The organism is Novosphingopyxis baekryungensis DSM 16222 (assembly GCF_000420305.1).
In the GTDB taxonomy this organism is placed as follows: Bacteria; Pseudomonadota; Alphaproteobacteria; order Sphingomonadales; family Sphingomonadaceae; genus Novosphingopyxis; species Novosphingopyxis baekryungensis.
Window position 1 is genome coordinate 365350 of record NZ_ATUR01000004.1, and the last position, 19395, is coordinate 384744.

At 65.8% G+C, this 19395-nt stretch carries 17 protein-coding genes; 8 read left to right on the top strand and 9 right to left on the bottom strand.

The window, feature by feature from the left end; translation table 11 throughout:
* Positions 1 to 22 precede the first annotated feature (22 nt).
* From rpe to G410_RS0108725, 6 genes are all read left to right on the top strand, one after another.
* Positions 23 to 688: a ribulose-phosphate 3-epimerase gene (rpe, locus tag G410_RS0108700; RefSeq protein WP_022673268.1), complete on the top strand. Its 666-nt coding sequence runs from the start codon at positions 23 to 25 to the stop codon at positions 686 to 688.
* Positions 689 to 690: 2 nt separating this feature from the next.
* Entirely contained in the window at positions 691 to 2406 is a 1716-nt protein-coding gene (locus G410_RS16165; protein ID WP_022673269.1) for a heparinase II/III family protein, read from the top strand.
* Positions 2407 to 2410: 4 nt separating this feature from the next.
* The gene (purH, locus tag G410_RS0108710; RefSeq protein ID WP_022673270.1) at positions 2411 to 4000 is read left to right on the top strand and encodes a bifunctional phosphoribosylaminoimidazolecarboxamide formyltransferase/IMP cyclohydrolase; all 1590 of its coding nucleotides are present in this window, start codon (positions 2411 to 2413) and stop codon (positions 3998 to 4000) included.
* 127 nt (positions 4001 to 4127) lie between these two features.
* Positions 4128 to 5717, top strand: a complete 1590-nt coding sequence (locus G410_RS0108715; RefSeq protein ID WP_245559321.1) for an NAD(P)/FAD-dependent oxidoreductase — start codon at positions 4128 to 4130, stop codon at positions 5715 to 5717.
* Positions 5718 to 5740: 23 nt separating this feature from the next.
* Positions 5741 to 6154: a GtrA family protein gene (locus tag G410_RS0108720; RefSeq protein ID WP_022673272.1), complete on the top strand. Its 414-nt coding sequence runs from the start codon at positions 5741 to 5743 to the stop codon at positions 6152 to 6154.
* Positions 6151 to 7959 carry a hypothetical protein gene (locus tag G410_RS0108725; protein WP_022673273.1) on the top strand — a complete coding sequence of 603 codons (1809 nt, stop codon included), beginning with the start codon at positions 6151 to 6153 and terminating at the stop codon, positions 7957 to 7959. Before G410_RS0108720 ends, G410_RS0108725 begins: the two co-directional genes overlap by 4 nt.
* An 8-nt stretch (positions 7960 to 7967) precedes the next feature.
* Here the strand turns inward: G410_RS0108725 and msrB are convergent, their stop codons facing one another.
* The 4 genes from msrB to G410_RS0108745 form a co-directional block, all read right to left on the bottom strand.
* Positions 7968 to 8489 carry a peptide-methionine (R)-S-oxide reductase MsrB gene (gene msrB / locus G410_RS0108730; RefSeq protein WP_022673274.1) on the bottom strand — a complete coding sequence of 174 codons (522 nt, stop codon included), beginning with the start codon at positions 8487 to 8489 and terminating at the stop codon, positions 7968 to 7970.
* Between the two features lie 134 nt (positions 8490 to 8623).
* Positions 8624 to 9901, bottom strand: a complete 1278-nt coding sequence (locus G410_RS0108735; protein ID WP_022673275.1) for a cytochrome P450 — start codon at positions 9899 to 9901, stop codon at positions 8624 to 8626.
* A 168-nt stretch (positions 9902 to 10069) separates the two neighbouring features.
* Positions 10070 to 11290, bottom strand: coding sequence for an ABC transporter permease (locus G410_RS0108740; RefSeq protein WP_022673276.1), 1221 nt, complete (start codon positions 11288 to 11290; stop codon positions 10070 to 10072).
* Positions 11287 to 12228, bottom strand: coding sequence for an ABC transporter ATP-binding protein (locus G410_RS0108745; RefSeq protein WP_022673277.1), 942 nt, complete (start codon positions 12226 to 12228; stop codon positions 11287 to 11289). Before G410_RS0108745 ends, G410_RS0108740 begins: the two co-directional genes overlap by 4 nt.
* Before the next feature lie 73 nt (positions 12229 to 12301).
* Here G410_RS0108745 and queG point away from each other — a divergent pair, with 73 nt between their 5' ends.
* Positions 12302 to 13480 carry a tRNA epoxyqueuosine(34) reductase QueG gene (queG, locus tag G410_RS0108750; RefSeq protein WP_022673278.1) on the top strand — a complete coding sequence of 393 codons (1179 nt, stop codon included), beginning with the start codon at positions 12302 to 12304 and terminating at the stop codon, positions 13478 to 13480.
* Positions 13481 to 13517: 37 nt separating this feature from the next.
* Here the strand turns inward: queG and G410_RS0108755 are convergent, their stop codons facing one another.
* Positions 13518 to 13901, bottom strand: coding sequence for a hypothetical protein (locus G410_RS0108755; protein WP_033317476.1), 384 nt, complete (start codon positions 13899 to 13901; stop codon positions 13518 to 13520).
* Positions 13898 to 14593: an EI24 domain-containing protein gene (locus tag G410_RS0108760; protein ID WP_022673280.1), complete on the bottom strand. Its 696-nt coding sequence runs from the start codon at positions 14591 to 14593 to the stop codon at positions 13898 to 13900. Before G410_RS0108760 ends, G410_RS0108755 begins: the two co-directional genes overlap by 4 nt.
* Positions 14594 to 14698: 105 nt before the next feature.
* Between G410_RS0108760 and G410_RS0108765 the strand changes: the two genes are divergently transcribed.
* Positions 14699 to 15688 (top strand): adenosine kinase, encoded by a 990-nt coding sequence (locus G410_RS0108765; protein ID WP_022673281.1) that lies wholly within the window; start codon positions 14699 to 14701, stop codon positions 15686 to 15688.
* Positions 15689 to 15747: 59 nt separating this feature from the next.
* Here the strand turns inward: G410_RS0108765 and G410_RS0108770 are convergent, their stop codons facing one another.
* Genes G410_RS0108770 through tsaD form a run of 3 tightly spaced genes read right to left on the bottom strand, consistent with a single transcriptional unit; the run spans position 15748 to position 19368 of the window.
* Positions 15748 to 17280: an oligosaccharide flippase family protein gene (locus tag G410_RS0108770; RefSeq protein ID WP_022673282.1), complete on the bottom strand. Its 1533-nt coding sequence runs from the start codon at positions 17278 to 17280 to the stop codon at positions 15748 to 15750.
* Between the two features lie 43 nt (positions 17281 to 17323).
* Positions 17324 to 18337 (bottom strand): NAD(P)H-dependent glycerol-3-phosphate dehydrogenase, encoded by a 1014-nt coding sequence (locus tag G410_RS0108775; RefSeq protein WP_022673283.1) that lies wholly within the window; start codon positions 18335 to 18337, stop codon positions 17324 to 17326.
* Complete coding sequence (gene tsaD, locus G410_RS0108780; RefSeq protein ID WP_022673284.1) at positions 18334 to 19368, bottom strand: tRNA (adenosine(37)-N6)-threonylcarbamoyltransferase complex transferase subunit TsaD; 1035 nt, start codon at positions 19366 to 19368, stop codon at positions 18334 to 18336. Before tsaD ends, G410_RS0108775 begins: the two co-directional genes overlap by 4 nt.
* Positions 19369 to 19395 lie beyond the last annotated feature (27 nt).

Here is a 19395-nt window from a genome sequence, read left to right on the forward strand (position 1 = left end):
GCAGCATCGCTAGGGGAGCGCGATGGTGCATCCATCCGTCCGCATCGCCCCTTCCATCCTCTCTGCCGACTTCGCGAAGCTCGGCGAGGAAATCCGCGCCATCGACAAGGCTGGCGCCGACTGGATCCATGTCGACGTGATGGACGGGCATTTCGTGCCCAACATCACCATCGGCCCCGCCGTTGTGAAAGCGCTGCGCCCGCACACGGCCAAGCCGTTCGACGTGCATCTGATGATTTCCCCGGTAGACCAGTATCTGGAGGCCTTTGCCGAGGCTGGCGCGGACATCATCAGCTTCCACCCCGAAGCCGGCCCGCACCCGCATCGCACGGTGCAATCGATCAAGGCGCTCGGCAAACAGGCCGGGATCGTGCTCAATCCGGCCACGCCGCTCAGCGCGCTGGATTATCTGATGGGCGATATCGATCTGGTGCTGGTGATGAGCGTCAATCCCGGATTTGGCGGCCAGAGCTTCATCAAGAGCCAGCTCGACAAGATTGCCGATATCCGCCGCCGCATCGATGCCAGCGGCCGTGACATCCGGCTGGAAGTCGATGGCGGGGTGGATGCCAAAACCGCGCCGCAGGTCATCGCCGCCGGCGCCGATGTGCTGGTGGCCGGCACCGCCACCTTCAAAGGTGGCCCGGATCAATATGCCGCCAATATCGCTGGCCTGAAGGGCCAGTGAGCATGGCCGAGCGCGAGGCGCCTGCACAGGACGGCCGCGCGCTCATGGTGCGGGATGCCGGCCCGGCAGCGTCGCTTTCCGAACAGGTGGCCGAATTGTTCTACAAGCTGACCTGGCGCACACCGCTGCATAATATGCGCCTGACCGGCAAGCTGCCGCCGCGCCTGTTTGCCGTGCCGGACGATCCCTTGCCCGGCGATCCGGTGCGCGGCGAGGCGCTGCGCCATGGCCGCTTCCAGTTTCGCAGCTTGCAGGTGCCGTTCGGCAAGCTGGACGAAGAGCGCGAAAAGCTGCCGCCGGATTTCCAGAATTATATCCACCGCTTCGCCTGGCTGCGCGATCTGGCGGCGGTGGCCAACCGGGCGCAGGGCACCGAACTGGCCGAAAAGCTGATGGACCAGTGGCTGGACACGCATGGCATGAAAGTGACCGAGCCTGCCTGGCGCGCGGACAATTGCGCCTGGCGGTTTGTGAACTGGGCCGCCTACGCCCCCTATATCCTGTCGAGCGGCGATCTGATCTATCGCAGCCGCGTGCTCAATTCGGTCGCGCGCAATGCCCGCCATCTGGACAAGGCCGCCCAGCGTGCGCCCGAAGGCCGGCAACGGCTGGTGGCCTGGGCCGGGCTGGTGGCCGCCGCGCTGCTGATCCCCGACGGCAAGGCGCGCAAGGTGGTGGGCGAAGCCGGGCTGGAAAAAGCCATTGCCAGCGCCATCTTCCCCGACGGCGGCATCGTCTCGCGATCGCCGCTGGCTCTTGCCGAAGCGGTGCACATGCTGGGCCTGCTGCGGGACGCCTATGCCAAGCGCAAGGAGATGGTGCCCGCCTTCATCGATGCCGCATTGGAACGCGCGGTGCCGGCGCTGACCGGCCTGGCGCATGGCGATGGCGGCCTGGGCGCATGGCAGGGCGCAGGCGTGTTTCCGCCGGACGAATTGCAGGCACTGGTGGCCGGCAGCGGCGTGCGGGCACGCCCCGCCCGTCAGGCACGCGACTGGGGCTATCAGCGCGTATCGGCCAACAAATCCGTGCTGCTGCTGGATGCCGCGCCGCCGCCGCTGGCGCGGGAAAGCGCGGTGGGCTGCGCCTCCACGCTGGCGATGGAATTCAGCCATGGCGCGGATCGCATCATCATCAATTGCGGCGGCGCGGCGCTGGTCGGCAAGCATGTCCCGCAATCGCTGGCAACGGGCCTGCGCTCCACCGCCGCGCACAGCACGCTGTGCCTTGCGGACAGCAACAGCACCTCGATCCTGCCCGGCGGCAAGCTGGGCCGCGGCGTGGAGGAAGTGGAGCTGGACCGGCGCGAGGTGGAAAGAGCCACGCGTATCGAGGCCAGCCATGACGGCTATCAACGCGCCTTCGGCTTCGTCCACCGCCGCCTGCTCATGCTGCGCGACGATGGCATGGAGCTGCGCGGCGAGGATATGCTGCTGCCGGAAGGGCCACGCCGGAAGCGCGATGGTGCCACCCCGTTCGTCCTGCGCTTCCATCTGGGCGACGGCGTCGAGGCGCAGGCGACCGAGAATGGCGCGGTGCTGCGTCTGCCCAGCGGCGGCATGTGGCAATTCCGCCTGACCGGCGGCGGACTTACGATCGAAGACAGTTTGTGGGTCGATGCCGATGGCCGGCCCCATCCGACAACGCAATTGGTGGTGGCCGGAGAGGCCGAAGCCGGGGGCAGCTCGACCGGCTGGCTCCTGAAACATATGGGATGATGCAATGAAGCCGATTCAGATCAAGCGCGCACTGCTCAGCGTGTCCGACAAGGACGGGCTGGCCGAGTTGGGCCAGGCACTGGCCGCACGCGGTGTGGAACTGGTGTCCACCGGCGGCACCGCCAAGGCGCTGCGCGCGCAGGGGCTGACCGTGCGCGATATCTCCGAACTGACCGATTTTCCCGAGATGATGGACGGCCGGGTCAAGACGCTGCACCCCAAGGTGCATGGCGCGCTGCTGGCCGTGCGCGACAATCCCGAGCATCAGACCGCGCTGAAGACGCATGATATCGGGCCGATCGATCTCGTAGTCGTCAATCTCTATCCCTTCGCCGAAACGCTGGCCAAGGGCGCGGACCGGGACGAGATTATCGAGAATATCGATATCGGCGGGCCCAGCATGCTGCGCAGTTCCGCCAAGAACCATGCCTATGTCACCGTGGTGACGGATCCCGCCGATTATGACGCGCTGCTGGCCGAGCTGGAGCAGCATGACGGTGCGGTGAGCCCGGACTTCCGCCGCGCCCAGGCGGCCAAGACCTTTGCCGCCACCGCCGCCTATGATGCGACCATCGCCAGCTGGTTCGCCTTTTCGGATCAGGGCGAACAGCTTCCATCCAGCCTTCTGTCGGGCGGGCGCAAGGCGGACGAACTGCGCTACGGAGAAAATCCGCATCAGCAGGCCGCGCTTTATATCCCGACCCAAATTGCGGCACGCGGCGTGGCGCAGGCCCGGCAGGTGCAGGGCAAGGCGCTGAGCTACAACAATCTCAACGACGCCGATGCCGCGCTGGAGCTGGTCAGCGAATTTCGCGATGGCCCGCCCACCGTGGTGATCGTGAAGCATGCCAATCCCTGCGGCGTGGCCAGCGCGGACAGCGTGATCGACGCCTATCGCGCCGCGCTGGAATGCGACAGCGTATCGGCCTTCGGCGGCATCGTGGCGGTCAACCGCCCGCTCGACGGCCCCACGGCCGAGGCGATCACCGAGATTTTCACCGAAGTCGTCGCCGCGCCCGATGCGGATGATGCCGCCAAGGCCGTGTTCGCCAAAAAGAAGAACCTGCGCCTGCTGCTGACCGGCGATCTGGCCGATCCCACCCGCCACGGCCTGATGATGAAGAGCATCACCGGCGGCATGCTCGTGCAATCGCGCGACAATGGCCGGGTGACGCAAAGCGATCTGAAGACGGTGACCAAGCGCGCGCCGACCGATCAGGAGTTGCAGGACTGCCTGTTCGCCTGGACGGTGGCCAAGCACACCAAGTCCAACGCCATCGTCTATGCCAAAGACGGCGCGACCGCCGGTATCGGCGCAGGCCAGATGAACCGCCGCGACAGCGCCCGCATTGCCGCCGTGAAGGCGCGCGAAGCGGCAGAAACCTATGGCTGGGCAGAGGCGCGGACCCATGGTTCCGCCGTGGCATCGGACGCGTTCTTCCCCTTTGCCGACGGCCTGATGGCCGCCGTGGAAGCGGGCGCGACGGCGGTGATTCAGCCGGGCGGATCGATCCGCGACGACGAGGTGATCGCCGCAGCGGACGAAGCGGGCCTGGCGATGGTCTTCACCGGCATGCGCCACTTCCGCCATTAAGGGCGCGCCGGACGGCATTTGCGGTCTGGATCGAGCGCCCCTGCCCGATAACCGGCTGTTAACCATCCGTTAGAAGATTTCCTTCATTGCCTTGCCCGGAACCACAAGTGGCAGGGGAAGCGCCGATATGGCTATGCAGGACGAGCATGCGGGGGACGGCCCGGTCGATGTCGCCATCATCGGGGCGGGGCCGGCCGGGCTGACCGCGGCCTATCTGTTGTCCAAAAAGGGCTATAGCGTCACCGTTATCGAAAAGGACGAGACCTATGTCGGCGGCATCAGCCGCACGGTGGAGGTCGGCGGCTATCGCTTCGACATTGGCGGCCACCGCTTCTTTTCCAAATCGCAGGAAGTGGTCGATCTGTGGAACGAGATTCTGCCGGACGATTTCATCCAGCGCCCGCGCATGAGCCGCATCTATTATGAGGGCAAATTCTACAGCTATCCGCTGCGCGCGTTCGAGGCGCTGTGGAACCTGGGCATCTGGCGCTCCACCCTTTGCATGGCCAGCTATTTGCGCTGGAAGCTCCTGCCCAAAAAACAGGTCCGCAGCTTCGAGGATTGGGTGATCAACCAGTTCGGCCAGAAGCTGTATTCCATCTTCTTCAAGACCTATACCGAGAAAGTATGGGGCATGCCGTGCGATGAGATGTCGGCGGACTGGGCGGCCCAGCGCATCAAGGGGCTAAGCCTTGGCGCGGCCGTCATCGACGGGCTGAAGCGGTCGCTCGGCCTCAACAAACTGAACGACGGCAGCGCAGGCCAGGCCAAGACGCTGCTGGAAACCTTCCGCTATCCCCGCCTCGGCCCCGGCATGATGTGGGACGCGGCGCGCGATTTCGTGCTGTCCAAAGGCAATGCGGTGCGCATGGGCCACAAGCTCAAGCAGCTGGCGCAGGACAGCGACGGACAATGGCGCGTCACCGCCAGCACGTCCGATGGCGGCGAAGCGGTGATCCGCGCGCGCCATGTCATCAGCTCCGCGCCGATGCGCGAGCTGGCCGCCCGCATCCATCCACTGCCCGCCAGCAGCCTGAACGCCGCCGACCTGAAATATCGCGATTTCCTGACCGTGGCGCTGATGATCAAGTCCGACGATCTGTTCCCGGACAACTGGATCTATATCCACGACAGCAAGGTACAGGTCGGCCGCGTGCAGAATTTCCGCAGCTGGTCGCCCGAAATGGTGCCGGACGAAAACATCGCCTGTGTCGGCCTGGAATATTTCTGTTTCGAAGGCGACGGGCTATGGGCTTCGTCCGACGCGGATTTGATCGATCTGGCCAAGAAGGAGATGGCGATCCTCGGCCTGTGCCAGCCCGAAGACGTGGTTGGCGGCGCGGTGGTGCGGCAGGAAAAGGCCTATCCCGTCTATGATGACAGCTATGCTGACAATGTCGCCGCGATGCGCGCCGATCTGGAAGACCGCTTCCTGACGCTCCACATGGTGGGCCGCAACGGCATGCACCGCTACAATAACCAGGACCACGCCATGATGACGGCGATGCTGACGGTGGAGAATATCGAGGCCGGCGCACGCATCTACGACATCTGGCAGGTCAATGAAGACGCCGAATATCATGAGGCGGGCAATGAGGGCGATCAGGCGCGCATCGCCGCCGATCGGCAGGCCGCCCTGGCCTCCGAACGCGATGTGCCCCGGCGGATCGCCAGCGAGAGCGAGGCCGCAGCCGACGCGGTCGACCGCGCCGCCTGACCAGGCAAGGTCGGACCGTGACGATGATCCTGCGTCTGGCCCAGGGCGGCCTCCGTCTGGGGCTGCGGCTGGTCTATCTGCGCTATATTCTGGCGAGTGTCGGCGCGCTGGCGATCGACATGGGCATGTTCCTGCTGTTTATGCGCGGCGGCATGGCGCCCATGCCGGCCTCGCTGATCGGCTATAGCGCCGGCATTGCCGTCCACTGGCTGCTGTCCAGCCGGGCGGTCTTCACCGATGCCAAAGGCCGCGATGACGGCCATCGCCGCAAGATCCTGTTCCTGCTGTCCGCTTTGCTGGGCCTGGGGCTGACCGCGCTCATCGTGGGCGGGTTCGAACAGGCCGGGATCGATCCGCGCATCGGCAAGATCGTGGCCGTGGCGGTGAGTTTTCAGGCCGTCTGGCTGCTGCGGCGGCACATCGTCTTTACGCCATGACGCTGGCGATCGGGGGCAAAGCCCGGCACGCGGGCGATTATGCCATCATCCTGCTGTCGATGCTGGCGGTCAGCCTGTTCTATCTCTTCTATCAGCCCGACAGTTTCCGGGCGCTGGACTTCATCGACCCGGACGATGCGCTGCGCCTGGTCGAGGTGCGGGACTGGATGGGCGGGCAGAGCTGGTTCGACGTCAGCCAGCACCGCATCAACCCGCCAGCCGGTGGGCAGATGCACTGGTGGCGGCTGCTCGACGTGCCGATCGCCGCCTGCATCTGGTTGTTTGGCCTCTTCATCGCTCCGGCGCAGGCAGAGCATATCGCGCTGATCGTCTGGCCGCTGCTGCTTTATGGCCTGTTCCTGCTGATGCTGCGCGCTGTGCTGCAGCAGCTTGGTGGCCGGGCGCTGTGCTGGACGGGGTTGCTCATCCCGGTCACCATGATTTTCGTGACGCGGCAGTTCGCGCCGCTGCGGATCGACCATCATGGCTGGCAGATCGTCGCCGCGACCGCTTTGCTGGCGCTCGCTCTGGGCGCGCGCAGCGGCCCGAAAGGCGCGCTGGCCGGGCTGGTTATGGCCTTTTATCTGTCGATATCGCTGGAAGCGCTGCCCTATTTCCTGCTGTTCGGCGGGCTGTTCGCCTTCAGCTACTGGCGCGGCGCAGACGGCTGGCCCATGCTGCGCGGATTCCTTCTCGCCTGCACCTTTGCCACCGTGCTGTCCGTGCCCGCCTCGCGCGGATGGCAGGCCTTGACGGTGAGCTATTGCGACGGTCTGTCGGCACCCTATCTGGGCGCGCTGGTGGCCGGGTCCAGCGCCATGCTGCTCGCCGGGCGCATCATGGGTCATGCCAGCGCGGCACGGCGGCTGATCCTGCTGTCTGTCACGGGACTGGCGGCGCTGGCGGCGTTCCTGCTGGTGGCCCCGCAGTGCAGCCGCGGCCCCTTCGGCCAGCTCGATCCGCTGGTGCATGACTATTGGTATCTGAACGTGAAGGAGGGCCTGCCGCTGACGGCGCAGACCCTGGACATGGCGCTGTACAGCCTAATCCCGACCATTATCGGGCTGATCGGCAGCGCCCTTGCCTGGCGGTCCAGCCGCGGTGCCGCACGGGTTAACTGGTCGCGCCTGCTGACGCTCCAAATCGGGGCCGGGATCATATCCTGCCTGGTGATGCGCGCCATGTACGTGTCGCACGCCTTTGCCGTACCTGGCGTTGCCGTCACGCTGCTCATGATCTGGCATTGGGCCCGGCGGCTGGAACCCGCACCGTTGCGCATCCTTGCGTCGACCGCCGTCGTTCTGGCCCTGCCGCCAGTTCCCATGGCCGCGGTCGCCAAAATGCAGAGCGCACTGGCAGATGAGCCGACCGAGAAGACCGAAATGCGGGTGAGCGCCTGCTTCCGCAGCGCCAATATCGATCGGCTCAATGCCTTGCCCAAGGCCGTGCTGTTCGCACCGATCGACATCGGCCCATCGATTCTGACCGATACCGGACACAGCGTCATCGCCACCGGCCATCATCGCAATCAGGCCGAAATAAAGGCCGTCATGCAGGCCTTTATGGGAGACCCGGCGCTGGCGCGATCGGTCGTGACGCAGAGCCGGGCCGATCTGCTGCTCTTCTGCCCCGATACGGCGGAGATGGATGTTTATATCAAGGTGGCCCCGAACGGGCTGGCCGCACGGCTGACCAAGGGCGACATACCGGCGTGGCTACGCCCGCTCCCCCACCACGGCGCAAGCCCGATCAGGCTGTACCGGATCGATCGCACCGCCCCGTCATTGCCGGGATCGGGCCGCTAACCCAGGGGTCAGGCGGGGACGAAGTCCATGGCCGCCCCGTTCATGCAATAGCGCTTGCCGGTCGGCTTGGGGCCGTCGTCAAAGACATGGCCCAGATGCCCGCCGCAGCGCGCGCAGCTGACTTCGGTACGGGTGAACCCCAGCTTGTTGTCCCGCGACGTCACCACGGCGCTTTTCAGCGGGGCATAGAAGCTGGGCCAGCCGGTGCCGCTTTCGAACTTGGTCTTGCTGCTGAACAGGCGATGGTCGCAACCTGCGCAGATGAAGGTGCCGGCGCGCTTTTCCTTGTTCAGCGGGCTGGAATAGGGCCGTTCGGTCCCGTCCTGCCGCAGGATATAATATTCCGGGGCGCTCAGCTGTTTCTTCCACTGCGCATCCGTCTTGGAGACCGGAAAGCTGCGCGCTTCGGCGGGCGCGGTGCCGCATCCGGCCATTACGATCATGGCGGTTCCGGCAAAGGCCAGGCCGCCCTTGGTCAGCAGGTCCCTGCGGCTGCTGTCGAAATGGGTGAATTTGGGATCATGGGTCATGGAAGGATTACGTCCGAAAAGGAGGGAAAGCTGCACCGCCGCCCGGTGAGGCGCGCGCGGCGCTGTGCGTAATTCCCGATATTTCAGGCTCTATAACCCAGGCGGTTGAAGCTGCGCTGAACCAGCAAAGCTGCTCAATAATGGCTGAGTTCGACCTGCAGCGATCGATACCCATGGACGAAGCAGGCCGCCACCCGTTCGGGCTCGCTCTGCACATTCACGCGCAGCCGCCGCGCGGCCATTTCTTCCAGCAGGATACGGATCTGCAGCTCGGCCAGCCGCGCACCGACGCAGCGGTGGATGCCATAGCCGAAAGCCAGATGCCGCCGCGCATTTTCCCGGTCGACCATCAGCCGGTCGGGGTCCTCGAAGATGCTCTCGTCGCGATTGGCGGAAAGATACCATAGCGCCATCCGGTCCCCCTTTTCGATGGTGTGGCCGAACAGTTCGGTCGTCTCCATCGCGGTGCGCTGCATATGCGCCAGCGGTGTCTGCCAGCGCAGGATTTCCTGCACCGTATTGGGGATCAGATCGGGATTACCCTCCAGCTTGGCCCGCTCATCCGGGAACTGGCTGAGCCCATAAGCATAGGCGGACATGGAATTGCGGGTGGTGTCGTTCCCGCCCACGATCAGCAGGATGAGATTGCCCATGAAGGTCATCTGATCCATGTCGCGCATGTCCGAATGGATCATGCGGCTGAGCAGATCGGGCGCTTCGGGCGCTTCCAGCCGCTCGTTCCAGAGCTTCTGGAAATAGGTGCCCATTTCATACATGTGCATCAACCGCTCGTCGCGGCCTTCCTTGGTGCGGAACTTCTCCACATCGCCCGCCCAGTCGGACCAGAAGGTCAGCTTGCGGCGGTCTTCCCATGGAAAATCGAACAGGATGGCAAGCATCTGCGTGGTCAGCTCGATCGAGACTTCATCGACCCAGTCAAACGTCTTGCCAACCGGCAGATTGTCGAGGATTTCCGACGTGCGGCTGCGGATATTCTCCGTCATCCGCACCATTTCGGAAGGGGTGAAGGCTGGCGCGACCACGCGGCGCTGTTCGGTATGTTTGGGCCGGTCCATGGCGATGAACATCGGCATCCGGACCTGTTCTTCTTCCGGGATCGCCTGCGCTTCCTTGCCGACCAGCGTGATGCCGCCTTCCTCGGATGAAAACAGATCGGGCAGCGCCTCGATATGCTGGATCGGCTTGGCGGTGGTGATGTTCCAGTAATCGCCAAAGTCCGAATCCACGATCTTGTTGATCGGTGCCTGCGCGCGCATCTCCTTGAAGATGGGCTGCCAGCGGTCTTCGGCATAAATCTCCGCGCGGCTCACATCCCAGTCATGCGGGGCTCTGTGCACCTGCGTTTCCTTGGGCGCATTTTCGGCATCGGTGGTTTTGAAAGCGGTGGCCATGGCTCTTCTCCTATCCGGCGACCGGATCGTGCCTGGCCGCTCTGATTAGCGCGGGCAGCTTCGCATTACTGACCTGAATGTCAATAGCGTTGCGATCAGCTACCTATTCCCGCGCGCCCACACGGTCTGACGGCCTGCGCCCTTGCAACCAGGCGATCAGGCAGGCGATCAGGCCGTTTTTCTGCGCCCGAACAGCGCCTTCAGGCCACCGCCGCTGCCACCTGATTTCATGACATTGCGGCGGAACATCATCGCGCTGATCCGCACGACCAGAAGCGCGAACAGGCCCTGCCCGAGCAACGCCACGAAATGCGGCCAGATTTCGGGCACCTGCGCCGCCCGCGCCAGCATGGCGAATGGGGAGGTGAAGGGCACGATGCAGGCCACGATCTCGATCGGCTGACCGATCTTGCTGACGGTGTAAAAGGCAAAACCGAAGACGAACATCTGCAGCATGGTCACCGGCATGGAGAGCGTCTGCACTTCGCGCACGGTGGAGGCCATGGCGCCGATGCCCAGAAACAGCGAGCCGAGGATGAGATAGGCCATCGCGAAATACAAGACGCCGAGCAGCATGAACAGCGGCCAGCCGACCGCCGGCACGGGCAGGTTCGGCAGGCCCGGCCCCCATATCTGCAGCGCCGCCATGCCCGCCGCGCCCCACACCATGATACCGACGATCGCCATCGCCAGCATGGCCAGCAGCTTGCCGATAAACACCGAATCGATCGGCACCGCCGCAGCCAGGATTTCGATGATCTTGTTGGATTTCTCCTCGACCAGATTGGACAGCACCATGCCGGCCAGCAGCATGACGAGCAAGAACAGCAGCGCCTGCCCCGCCTGCCCCGTCAGCAATTGCGCGCGCTGCTCTCCGCCCGCGCTGGAATCGACCGGATCGAGCCGGATGGGCTGCAACCGATCGGTGCCGCTGCGCGCCTGGCTGATCAGCAGCGCCAGTTCCGGCCCGATATCCTCGGCCTCTGCGCTGGTGGCGGTCAGCACCGGCTGATCGAAACTGCCGCTGAGCACCGCGGCCAGCTTGCCCTTGCTGCCATCGTCCAGCGCCTTGGCCGCTTCGAGCACCTGTTTGGGCGTGCCTTCGTCCGGCTGCAGCTGACGCAATTCAGGATAGCGGCGGTCGCCGAGCACGGTTGCCAGGCGCGTGCGCGTCTGGATCAACGCCTGCGCCTCCTCTGCCGGAATGGAGATGCCGACCACGTCCCCGCCTATGTCATCGGCAATGGATTCGCCCAATGATCCGAACAGGATGCCGGCGCCCAGCGGGAACAGGGGGCCCAGCAAGAACATCAGAAAGGCCTTGGACAGCACCACGGCGGTAAAATCACGGCGTCCGATGACCCAGGCCGCGCGGATCGTCTCGTTCATGGCTTGGCTCCTTCGGCCTGCGCGCGTTCCATTTCGGCCGCGGCCGCTTCCCCGGCAATCGACACAAATGCATCATGCAGGCCCGGTCGTTCGATCGACAGCGAGCGGATGCCCGCCTTGCCCTCGATCAGCGCATTGAGCAGCGGCTCCGGCCCCCCGTCCGGCAAGGTGAAATGCCACCAATGGCCTTCCCGCTGCGTGCCGGGCGGCAAGGCCGCGCACCAGGGGCCGTCCAGCGCGCTCGTTTCCAGATGCACCTGCGGACGCAGCCGGTCGCGCGCCGCCTCCACGCTGCCGTCGAAGCGCACCTTGCCGCCCGCCACAATCGCCACATTTTCACACAAACGCTCGGCATGGGCGATGACATGGGTGGAAAAAATCACCGTAGCGCCGGCCTCTGCCTGATCGCGGATCAGCCGCTCCAGCTTGCCCTGGTTGATGGCGTCCAGGCCGGAAAAAGGCTCGTCCAGCACGATCAGCCGCGGGCGATGCACGATGGTGCCGAGCAGCTGCACCGTCTGCGCCATGCCCTTGCTGAGTTCGCGGATTTTCTTGTCGATGGCATGGCCCAGCCCGGCCTCCTCCATCAGCACCCGGCCACGCTTGCGGCCTTCTTCCAGCGGCAAATGGCGCAGGGCCCCCATGAAGGCGATGGTCTCGACCGCCTTCATCGATTGATACAGCCCGCGCTCTTCGGGCAGATAGCCGACCTCATGCGCGCGTTTGAGCGGCTTTTCGCTGCCCAGCAGCGTGCGGCTGCCTTCATCGGGATCGATAATGCCGAGCAGCATGCGCAAAAGCGTGGTCTTGCCCGCGCCATTGGGGCCGAGCATGCCGGTGATGCTGCCCTCCGGCACGCGCAGATCGACCCCGTCGACCGCCGTCGTCCCGCCGAACCGTTTGATCAGTCCGCGCGCCTCGATGGCATATGGCCCCATGCTCTCACTCCCCACGCAGCAACTCCTGCCATACGGCCTTAGCCTTTATCCTGCGCTGTGCTAGCGGGGTGTGATGAACGCGCGCAAGCTTTCGATGGAGGATGAGATCAAGGCCCGCGCCGCTGCGGAAGGCTTTGCCGCTTGCGGCATGGCCCCGGCCACGCTGGCGCCGGAAACCGGCAAGAGGCTGCAACGCTGGCTGGCCGATGGGCGGCATGGCGACATGATCTGGATGGAGGGCCGCGCCGACCAGCGTGCGCAGCCGACCACGCTCTGGCCCGAGGTGCAATCGGTCATCATGCTGGCGATGAGCTATGCGCCGGGCGACGATCTGTCCGCCTATGACCCCGCCGCCAACCCCGATGCGGCGGCCCATGGCCGCATTTCGGTCTATGCGCGCGGCAGGGATTATCACGATGTCGTGAAATCGGCGCTCAAGCGCCTGGCACGCTGGCTGGTCGAAGAGAGCGGAGACGCGGTGAAGGTGTTCGTCGATACCGCGCCGGTGATGGAAAAACCGCTGGCCGAAGCGGCGGGGATCGGCTGGCAGGGCAAGCATACGAACCTGCTCAGCCGGGATCTGGGCAACTGGTTCTTTCTGGGCGCGATCTACACCACCGCCGCGCTGGCACCCGATGCGCCGGGCACCGGGCGGTGCGGCAGTTGCGATGCCTGCCAGCGCGCCTGCCCCACCGATGCCTTCCCCGCGCCCTATCAGCTGGACGCGCGGCGCTGCATCAGCTTCCTGACGATCGAGAACAAGGGGCCGATCCCGCGCGCGCTGCGGCCCGGCATTGGCAATCATATCTATGGCTGCGACGATTGCCTGGCCGCCTGCCCCTGGAACAAATTTGCGCTGGCCGGGGCAGCGAACAAGGCGTTTCTGCCGCGCGCCGAGCTGGTCGCTCCGCCGCTGGCGGACCTTCTGGCGCTGTCCGATGCCGATTTCCGCACCGTCTTCGCCGGATCGCCGATCAAACGATCAGGCCGCATCCGCATGGTGCGCAACGCCGCCGTGGCGGCGGGCAATAGCGCAGACCGGACGCTCATCGCATCGCTGCTGCCGCTGCTGGACGATGGGGCCCCGGTGGTGCGCGGCGCCGCGATCTGGGCTCTGGAACAGCTCGATCCGGGCCTATTTGCCGAAGAACGGGCACGGCGTATCGCCACCGAGCCCGACGCGGGCGTGCGCTGCGAATGGGACGGTCAGTGCCCAAGCGACCATCGCCCGGTGCCCGAACAGGCCATGTGAGCGGCTGTGCGGATGCACGGGCCCGCCCGTCAGCGCCCTATTTCTTCTGCAGCGCGGCCACGCAGGCGGCGCGGTCCACCGCCGCCCCGTCACGCCGCCGCGCATCGACATGGGCCACCAGTTCGCGGCCGGACCGGTCCGGATAGAGATAGGCGTCCAGAATGCAGGGCGCGCCGGTAAACTGCAATTTGCGCCCCACCGGTTCGATCACATTGAGCCGGGGCTCGCCGAACATCTGCCGCAGCCGGGCCTCATCCTTGCCGAGCACCGCTTCCAACCCGCGCCTGTCGCCAATGGCGTTGGCCGATCCGGTGCCCGGCACCGCCACCGGGCTGCCGCCGGTGGCTGGCGGCACAGTGGCGCAGCTCGCCATGGCCAGAAGGCCCGCTGCTGCCAATGCCGATCTTGCTGCCCACATCATGCCGTCACCATCCTGCCAGAACGCGGCCCGTGGATCATGTGCGTGGCCGCCGCCGCCGCGATAACCGGGGCGATCAGATTGAGAAAGGGAATGCCGAGCGCCACCGTTGCGCCAAGGCCCAGCACGAAGCGCGGCACCGGCGCAATCCGTTCGGGCAGATGGTCCGGATCGGCATCGTGGCGCACCAACACCATCTGCTGCAGATCCTTGCCCACCAGCAGACCGTTGACGATCAGGAACACCATCGGCGCGCCGACCGCGGTAAACAGCAGCACGAAGTAGAGCGGCAGCGCGAGCAGATTGTAGAGCAAGGCCCGCCGTGCCGACCGCAGACCGATGCCGAGCCCGCGCATCGTGGACGGCGGCACCGCGTTGGCGGCCCTTGCCGGATAATGACGCCGTTCCACCGCCGCCACGACATCTTCCGCAAACAGCCCGATCACCGCCAGCGCCACCATGCGGAACAGCACCAGCCCGGCAAACACCGCCAGCAGCAGCGCGCCGATGGCAGCGACGACCCCGGTCGATGCGTTCGTCCAGCCGATCCGGTCCAGCAGCCAGCCGAAGCCGTAATAGGCCCCGGCACCGAGGATGCCGAAGATCAGCAGCGTGAGTGCCACGCTTTTGGCGAGCACCGCCAAGATGGCACGGTCGCCAAGCTGGCGGATGGACAGGGCAAGGGCGCGCAGCATGATGTGCCTTCATGCGGCAGGGCGGCCCATATGGTCAATCGCCCTTGATGCGCAGGCCCAGCCGCCCTAGGCCGCGCGGCAAGCTTTTGCGCCCCGGAGATTTTCATGACCCAGACCCGTTACGATGTCCTAGCCATCGGCAATGCCATCGTCGACGTGCTCGCCAGCACGACCGACGATTTCATCACCGAAGAGAACCTGACCAAGGGCGGCATGGCCCTGATCGATGCCGATCGTGCCGTCTCGCTCTACGACAAGATGGGATCGGGACAGGAAATCAGCGGCGGCGCGGCGGCCAATACCCTGGCCGGTCTCGCGATGCTCGGCGCGAAATGCCAGTTCATCGGGCAGGTCGCCAAGGATCAGCTGGGCGAGGTCTATGCCCATGATCTGCGCGCGGTGGGCGTCGATTTCACGCAGGCCCCGCGCGATGCCGAACCGCCCACGGGCCGCTGCCTCATCCTGGTCAGCCCGGACGGCGAGCGCACGATGAACACCTTTCTCGGCGCATCGCATTTCCTGCCGGCCGAGGCGATCGATCAGGACGCCATCGCCAATGCAAGGCTGGTGTTTCTGGAAGGCTATATGTGGGATCCGCCAGAGCCGCGCGCCGCGATGCGCCGGGCGCTGGAAATCGCCCGTCAGTCGGACACGCAGGTCGCCTTCAGCACCTGCGCCGATTTCTGTGTGCACACGCACCGCAAGGATTTCCGCAAGCTGATCGACGACGGGCTGATCGACATTCTCTTCGCCAATGAGGAAGAGGCCGGGATTCTGGAAGACAGCGATCCGGCCAGCGCCATCGAGACGCTGGGCAAGGACGTGCCGCTGCTGGTCGTCACCCGCGGTCCCCAGGGCGCCATCGCCATCAAGGACGGCGAGCGGTTCGAAACCACGGCATTGCCGACCACGGTGGTCGATACGACCGGGGCGGGCGATCTGTTCGCGGCCGGCTTCCTGTCCGGGCATCTGCAGGGCGAAAGCGTGACCCGTTGCCTGGAAATGGGCGCGGTCGCCGCGGCAGAGGTCGTCTCGCATTTCGGTGCGCGGCCGGAGCAGGATCTGAAAAAGCTGATGGCCGAAAAGCTGGGCTGACGGGCCCGGCCGTCCTGTCGAAACGATAGGCCCGCCCCGGCATAGCGCTCGGGGCGGGCCTAGTTCTGGCTTTTGCGCAGGGCTTTTTCCTGCGCGCTTTCCTTGGCGTCCTTCTCGCCCGCCTTGCGAAACAGCGCGCGGTCATCATCGCCAAAGCCGCGCTTCCAGATCACCACGCCATAGGCCAGCATGATCGCGGGAATGCCGAAGGCCAGCTCGGCCCATTCCGGCAATTGAGAGAAAATGTAGAAGGTCGGCACGGCAGCCGCCGCCGCCCAGACCAGCGTCCAGCGCCACACGCCCACCGGCGCCGCCAGCAGCCGGGTCAGCATGCGCGCCTTGATGGCCGACATCAGCCCCAGAGACAGCGCCAGTGCCAGCGCCGGCATCGCGCCCAGATAGAGCGGGGGGAAGTCCAGATGACGGGCCAGCAGCAGCAGCCCGACCGTCAGCATCGCCTGGAACGCCAGCACGCTGAGCGACACCATGAGATTGCGATGCCGGGCGATGTAGACCAGCGTCGCCTCGCTCACCACCGCCGGGGCGGCCGCCACTTCGGCCATCAGGAGGAACGCCAGCGCGCCCGTGCCGCCGACGAATTCCGGCCCGATCAGACCCATCACCGCCTCACCCGGCAGACCGAGCGCGAGGCTGACCCCCAGCTGCGCCGCGATGATCCAAAAACCCACCTGGCTCACCTGCGCGGCGATGGCGGGCAGCCGGTTTTCCTTCAGATTGCGCGTGATGACCGGGCCGAGAATAGGATCGAAACTGGTCTTCAGCTTCTGCGGAAGGCTGGCGACCTGCTGCGCGACATAATAAATGCCGACCACCGCCGGCGAGGCGAACAGCCCCAGAATGGCCAGATCCAGCCGGCGGCTGCCCCATTCCACCCCATCCGCCGCAGCCAGCGGAAAATTGCGCCGGCTCATGGCGATCAGGCCGGACAGTTCGGGCCGCCAGTTCTTGGGCAGGCCATAGCTTTTGAAAAACGGCCACAAGGCCGTCACCAGCGCGGCCACCATCGACAGGACATAGGAGATGACCAGCCCGTCGCGTGGGAATACGAAAAACAGTGGGAAGGCGGCGATCGACACCACCCACGGCTCCACAATGGCGCGGGCGCGCACGGTGGACTTGATGTCATAGCGATAGGCCAGCGCCGCGAGCGAGATTTCGGTAATCGCCAGCACCGGGATCACCAGCGGCAGCATCCTGTCGAGCCCGCGAATCTCCGTGCTGGGATACATGATCTGCGGCAGCAGGATGAGAAAACTGGCGGCCACCGTCGACACGATGAACGACAGCAGCATACCGTCATAGACGATGGCGCTATGGCCATCCTCCGCCTCGGACAGTTGCTCGGCCAACCCCCGGCGCAGACCCATGGTGGCCAGCTGCGCGGCGAATTCGACGATCAGAATGGCATAGGCGAACCGGCCCAGCAGCTCCGGCCCGTACATGCGCCCGGCAATGAACAGGAACGGCAGGCGTGCGGCCAGACGCAGCAGAAAGCCGAAGATATTGGTGCGCCCGCCCTTGGCAAGCGCCGCGATATCGCGCTCATCGCGCGCGCTGCTGCCGTCCACCATGTCCCTCCTGGCCTGACCGTCTAGCCGTCCGATCGCGGACGCGCTAGCCTTGGCCCCGATTGACGGTTGGGGACTGCTCGGACCGCAGCGGACGGGCCAGCAGATCGGCCACCACCTCGTCCACGCCCGCGCCGCCGTCCAGAAGCTGGCACACCGCTGCGACGATGGGCATGTCGACATGCATGCGCGCCGCCTCGCGCGCCAGCACCGGCGCGGTGGCCGCGCCTTCGGCCACCGTGCGCCGGTTGCCCAGCAGATCGGCGGCGGCCATGCCCTCGCCCAGCCCCTTGCCGAGCGAGAAATTGCGGGAATTCTCCGAGCTGCAGGTCAGGACGAGGTCCCCCAGACCGGACAGACCGGCCAGCGTTTCGGCGCGCGCGCCCTTGGCCAGGCCGAAGCGCGTCATCTCCGCAAACCCCCGGCTGATGAGCGCGGCGCGGGCGTTCAGGCCGAGACCGGCGCCCGCCACCACGCCGCACCCGATGGCGAGCACATTTTTCACCGCACCGCCGATTTCCGCGCCGATCACATCGTCCGAATAATAGGGCCGGAAAGCGGGCCGGGCGATGCGCGGCGAAAGCTCTTCCCACAGCGCCTCGTCTTCGCAGGCCAGGGTGACGGCGGCGGGCAGCCCGCGCGCCACTTCATGCGCAAAGGTGGGGCCGGAGAGGATCGCGATCTTGCGGCCCGGCGCGGCATGGCGGGCGACATCGCACATCAGCTTGCCGCTATCCGCCTCGATACCCTTGGCGCACAGCACCAGCGGTGCATCGCCTTCGGGCAGACTGGCCAGAACGGCCCGTAGATGCTGGGCCGGGGCAACGATGAGCAACACCGGACAGTCGGCCATGTCCGCCATGTTCCCGGTGACCGCAATGTCCGCAGACAAGGCGATATCGGGCAAAAACAGGCTGTTGACCCGCTGATCGGAAATGGCGGTCACCACCTCGGGCTCGCGCGCCCAGAGGCGCACCGCCTGTCCGTCGCTCGCGAGGACCTGGGCCAGCGCCGTACCCCACGCCCCGGCACCGATCACGCCGGCAACCGGCGCGGTCATCCCTTCACCCCTGCGCCGCGCACGGGGGGGGCCTGATCGTCCAGCGGCCAGCGCGGTCGTGCCGGAATGTCGAGCGGATCGGTAAGCCCCGCCGCGAAACGCTCCGCCCCGGCCCAGCCGATCATCGCGGCATTGTCGGTGCACAGCCAGAGCGGCGGCGCGACGAAGCGCATGTCGCGCTGCGCGGCCACATCCTGCAGCATGGCGCGCACCGCGCCGTTGGCCGCCACACCGCCAGCCACAACAAGCGCGGGCAGCCGATCGGTCCGGTCCAGCGCATGGTTCAGCCGATCGCGCAGGCAGTCGACCACCGCCTGCTGGAAGGAGGCAGCGATATCCTGCGGCGCATATTGACCGCTGTCACTGGCCCGCAGCACCGCGCTCTTGAGGCCGGCAAAGCTGAAATGCGGCTCCTTCGATCCGGCCAGCGGACGGGGCAGCGGCACCGCCGCGCTGTCGCCCTGCCGGGCCGCCGCTTCCACCGCCGGGCCGCCGGGAAAACCGAGTCCGAGCAGCTTGGCGGTTTTGTCGAACGCCTCGCCCGCCGCATCGTCTATGGTCGTGGCCAACCGCGCATAGCGGCCCACACCGTCGACCCGCAGAATCTGGCAATGTCCGCCGGACACCAGCAGCAGCAGATAGGGAAAGCCAAGATCCGCATCGACGAGACGCGGTGACAGCGCATGGCCTTCCAGATGATTGACGGCGATCAGCGGCTTGCCCGTTGCCAGTGCCAGCGCCTTGCCCGTCACCAGACCCACCATCACGCCGCCGATCAGGCCCGGCCCCGCCGTCGCGGCAATGGCATCCACATCGGCCAGCGTCATGCCGGCATCTGCAAACACCGATTCGACCAGCGGCGTCATCTTCTCGGCATGGGCGCGCGCTGCAATTTCCGGCACCACGCCGCCATAGGGCCGGTGATGCTCTTCCTGGCCCGCCAGTTTATGCGCAATGATCGTCCGGTCGCTGTCCACCAGCGCTGCTGCCGTTTCGTCGCAGCTCGATTCCAGACCCAATATGACTGCCATGACCCTTTTCCTTAGCGGGCGGCATCG

What these genes read in the sequence shown, in the direction of transcription:
- rpe (WP_022673268.1), top strand. Translation starts at nt 23, where the DNA reads ATGGTGCATCCATCCGTCCGCATCGCCCCTTCCATCCTCTCTGCCGAC.
- G410_RS16165 (WP_022673269.1), top strand. Translation starts at nt 691, where the DNA reads ATGGCCGAGCGCGAGGCGCCTGCACAGGACGGCCGCGCGCTCATGGTG.
- purH (WP_022673270.1), top strand. Translation starts at nt 2,411, where the DNA reads ATGAAGCCGATTCAGATCAAGCGCGCACTGCTCAGCGTGTCCGACAAG.
- G410_RS0108715 (WP_245559321.1), top strand. Translation starts at nt 4,128, where the DNA reads ATGGCTATGCAGGACGAGCATGCGGGGGACGGCCCGGTCGATGTCGCC.
- G410_RS0108720 (WP_022673272.1), top strand. Translation starts at nt 5,741, where the DNA reads ATGATCCTGCGTCTGGCCCAGGGCGGCCTCCGTCTGGGGCTGCGGCTG.
- G410_RS0108725 (WP_022673273.1), top strand. Translation starts at nt 6,151, where the DNA reads ATGACGCTGGCGATCGGGGGCAAAGCCCGGCACGCGGGCGATTATGCC.
- msrB (WP_022673274.1), bottom strand. Translation starts at nt 8,489, where the DNA reads ATGACCCATGATCCCAAATTCACCCATTTCGACAGCAGCCGCAGGGAC.
- G410_RS0108735 (WP_022673275.1), bottom strand. Translation starts at nt 9,901, where the DNA reads ATGGCCACCGCTTTCAAAACCACCGATGCCGAAAATGCGCCCAAGGAA.
- G410_RS0108740 (WP_022673276.1), bottom strand. Translation starts at nt 11,290, where the DNA reads ATGAACGAGACGATCCGCGCGGCCTGGGTCATCGGACGCCGTGATTTT.
- G410_RS0108745 (WP_022673277.1), bottom strand. Translation starts at nt 12,228, where the DNA reads ATGGGGCCATATGCCATCGAGGCGCGCGGACTGATCAAACGGTTCGGC.
- queG (WP_022673278.1), top strand. Translation starts at nt 12,302, where the DNA reads ATGAACGCGCGCAAGCTTTCGATGGAGGATGAGATCAAGGCCCGCGCC.
- G410_RS0108755 (WP_033317476.1), bottom strand. Translation starts at nt 13,901, where the DNA reads ATGATGTGGGCAGCAAGATCGGCATTGGCAGCAGCGGGCCTTCTGGCC.
- G410_RS0108760 (WP_022673280.1), bottom strand. Translation starts at nt 14,593, where the DNA reads ATGCTGCGCGCCCTTGCCCTGTCCATCCGCCAGCTTGGCGACCGTGCC.
- G410_RS0108765 (WP_022673281.1), top strand. Translation starts at nt 14,699, where the DNA reads ATGACCCAGACCCGTTACGATGTCCTAGCCATCGGCAATGCCATCGTC.
- G410_RS0108770 (WP_022673282.1), bottom strand. Translation starts at nt 17,280, where the DNA reads ATGGTGGACGGCAGCAGCGCGCGCGATGAGCGCGATATCGCGGCGCTT.
- G410_RS0108775 (WP_022673283.1), bottom strand. Translation starts at nt 18,337, where the DNA reads ATGACCGCGCCGGTTGCCGGCGTGATCGGTGCCGGGGCGTGGGGTACG.
- tsaD (WP_022673284.1), bottom strand. Translation starts at nt 19,368, where the DNA reads ATGGCAGTCATATTGGGTCTGGAATCGAGCTGCGACGAAACGGCAGCA.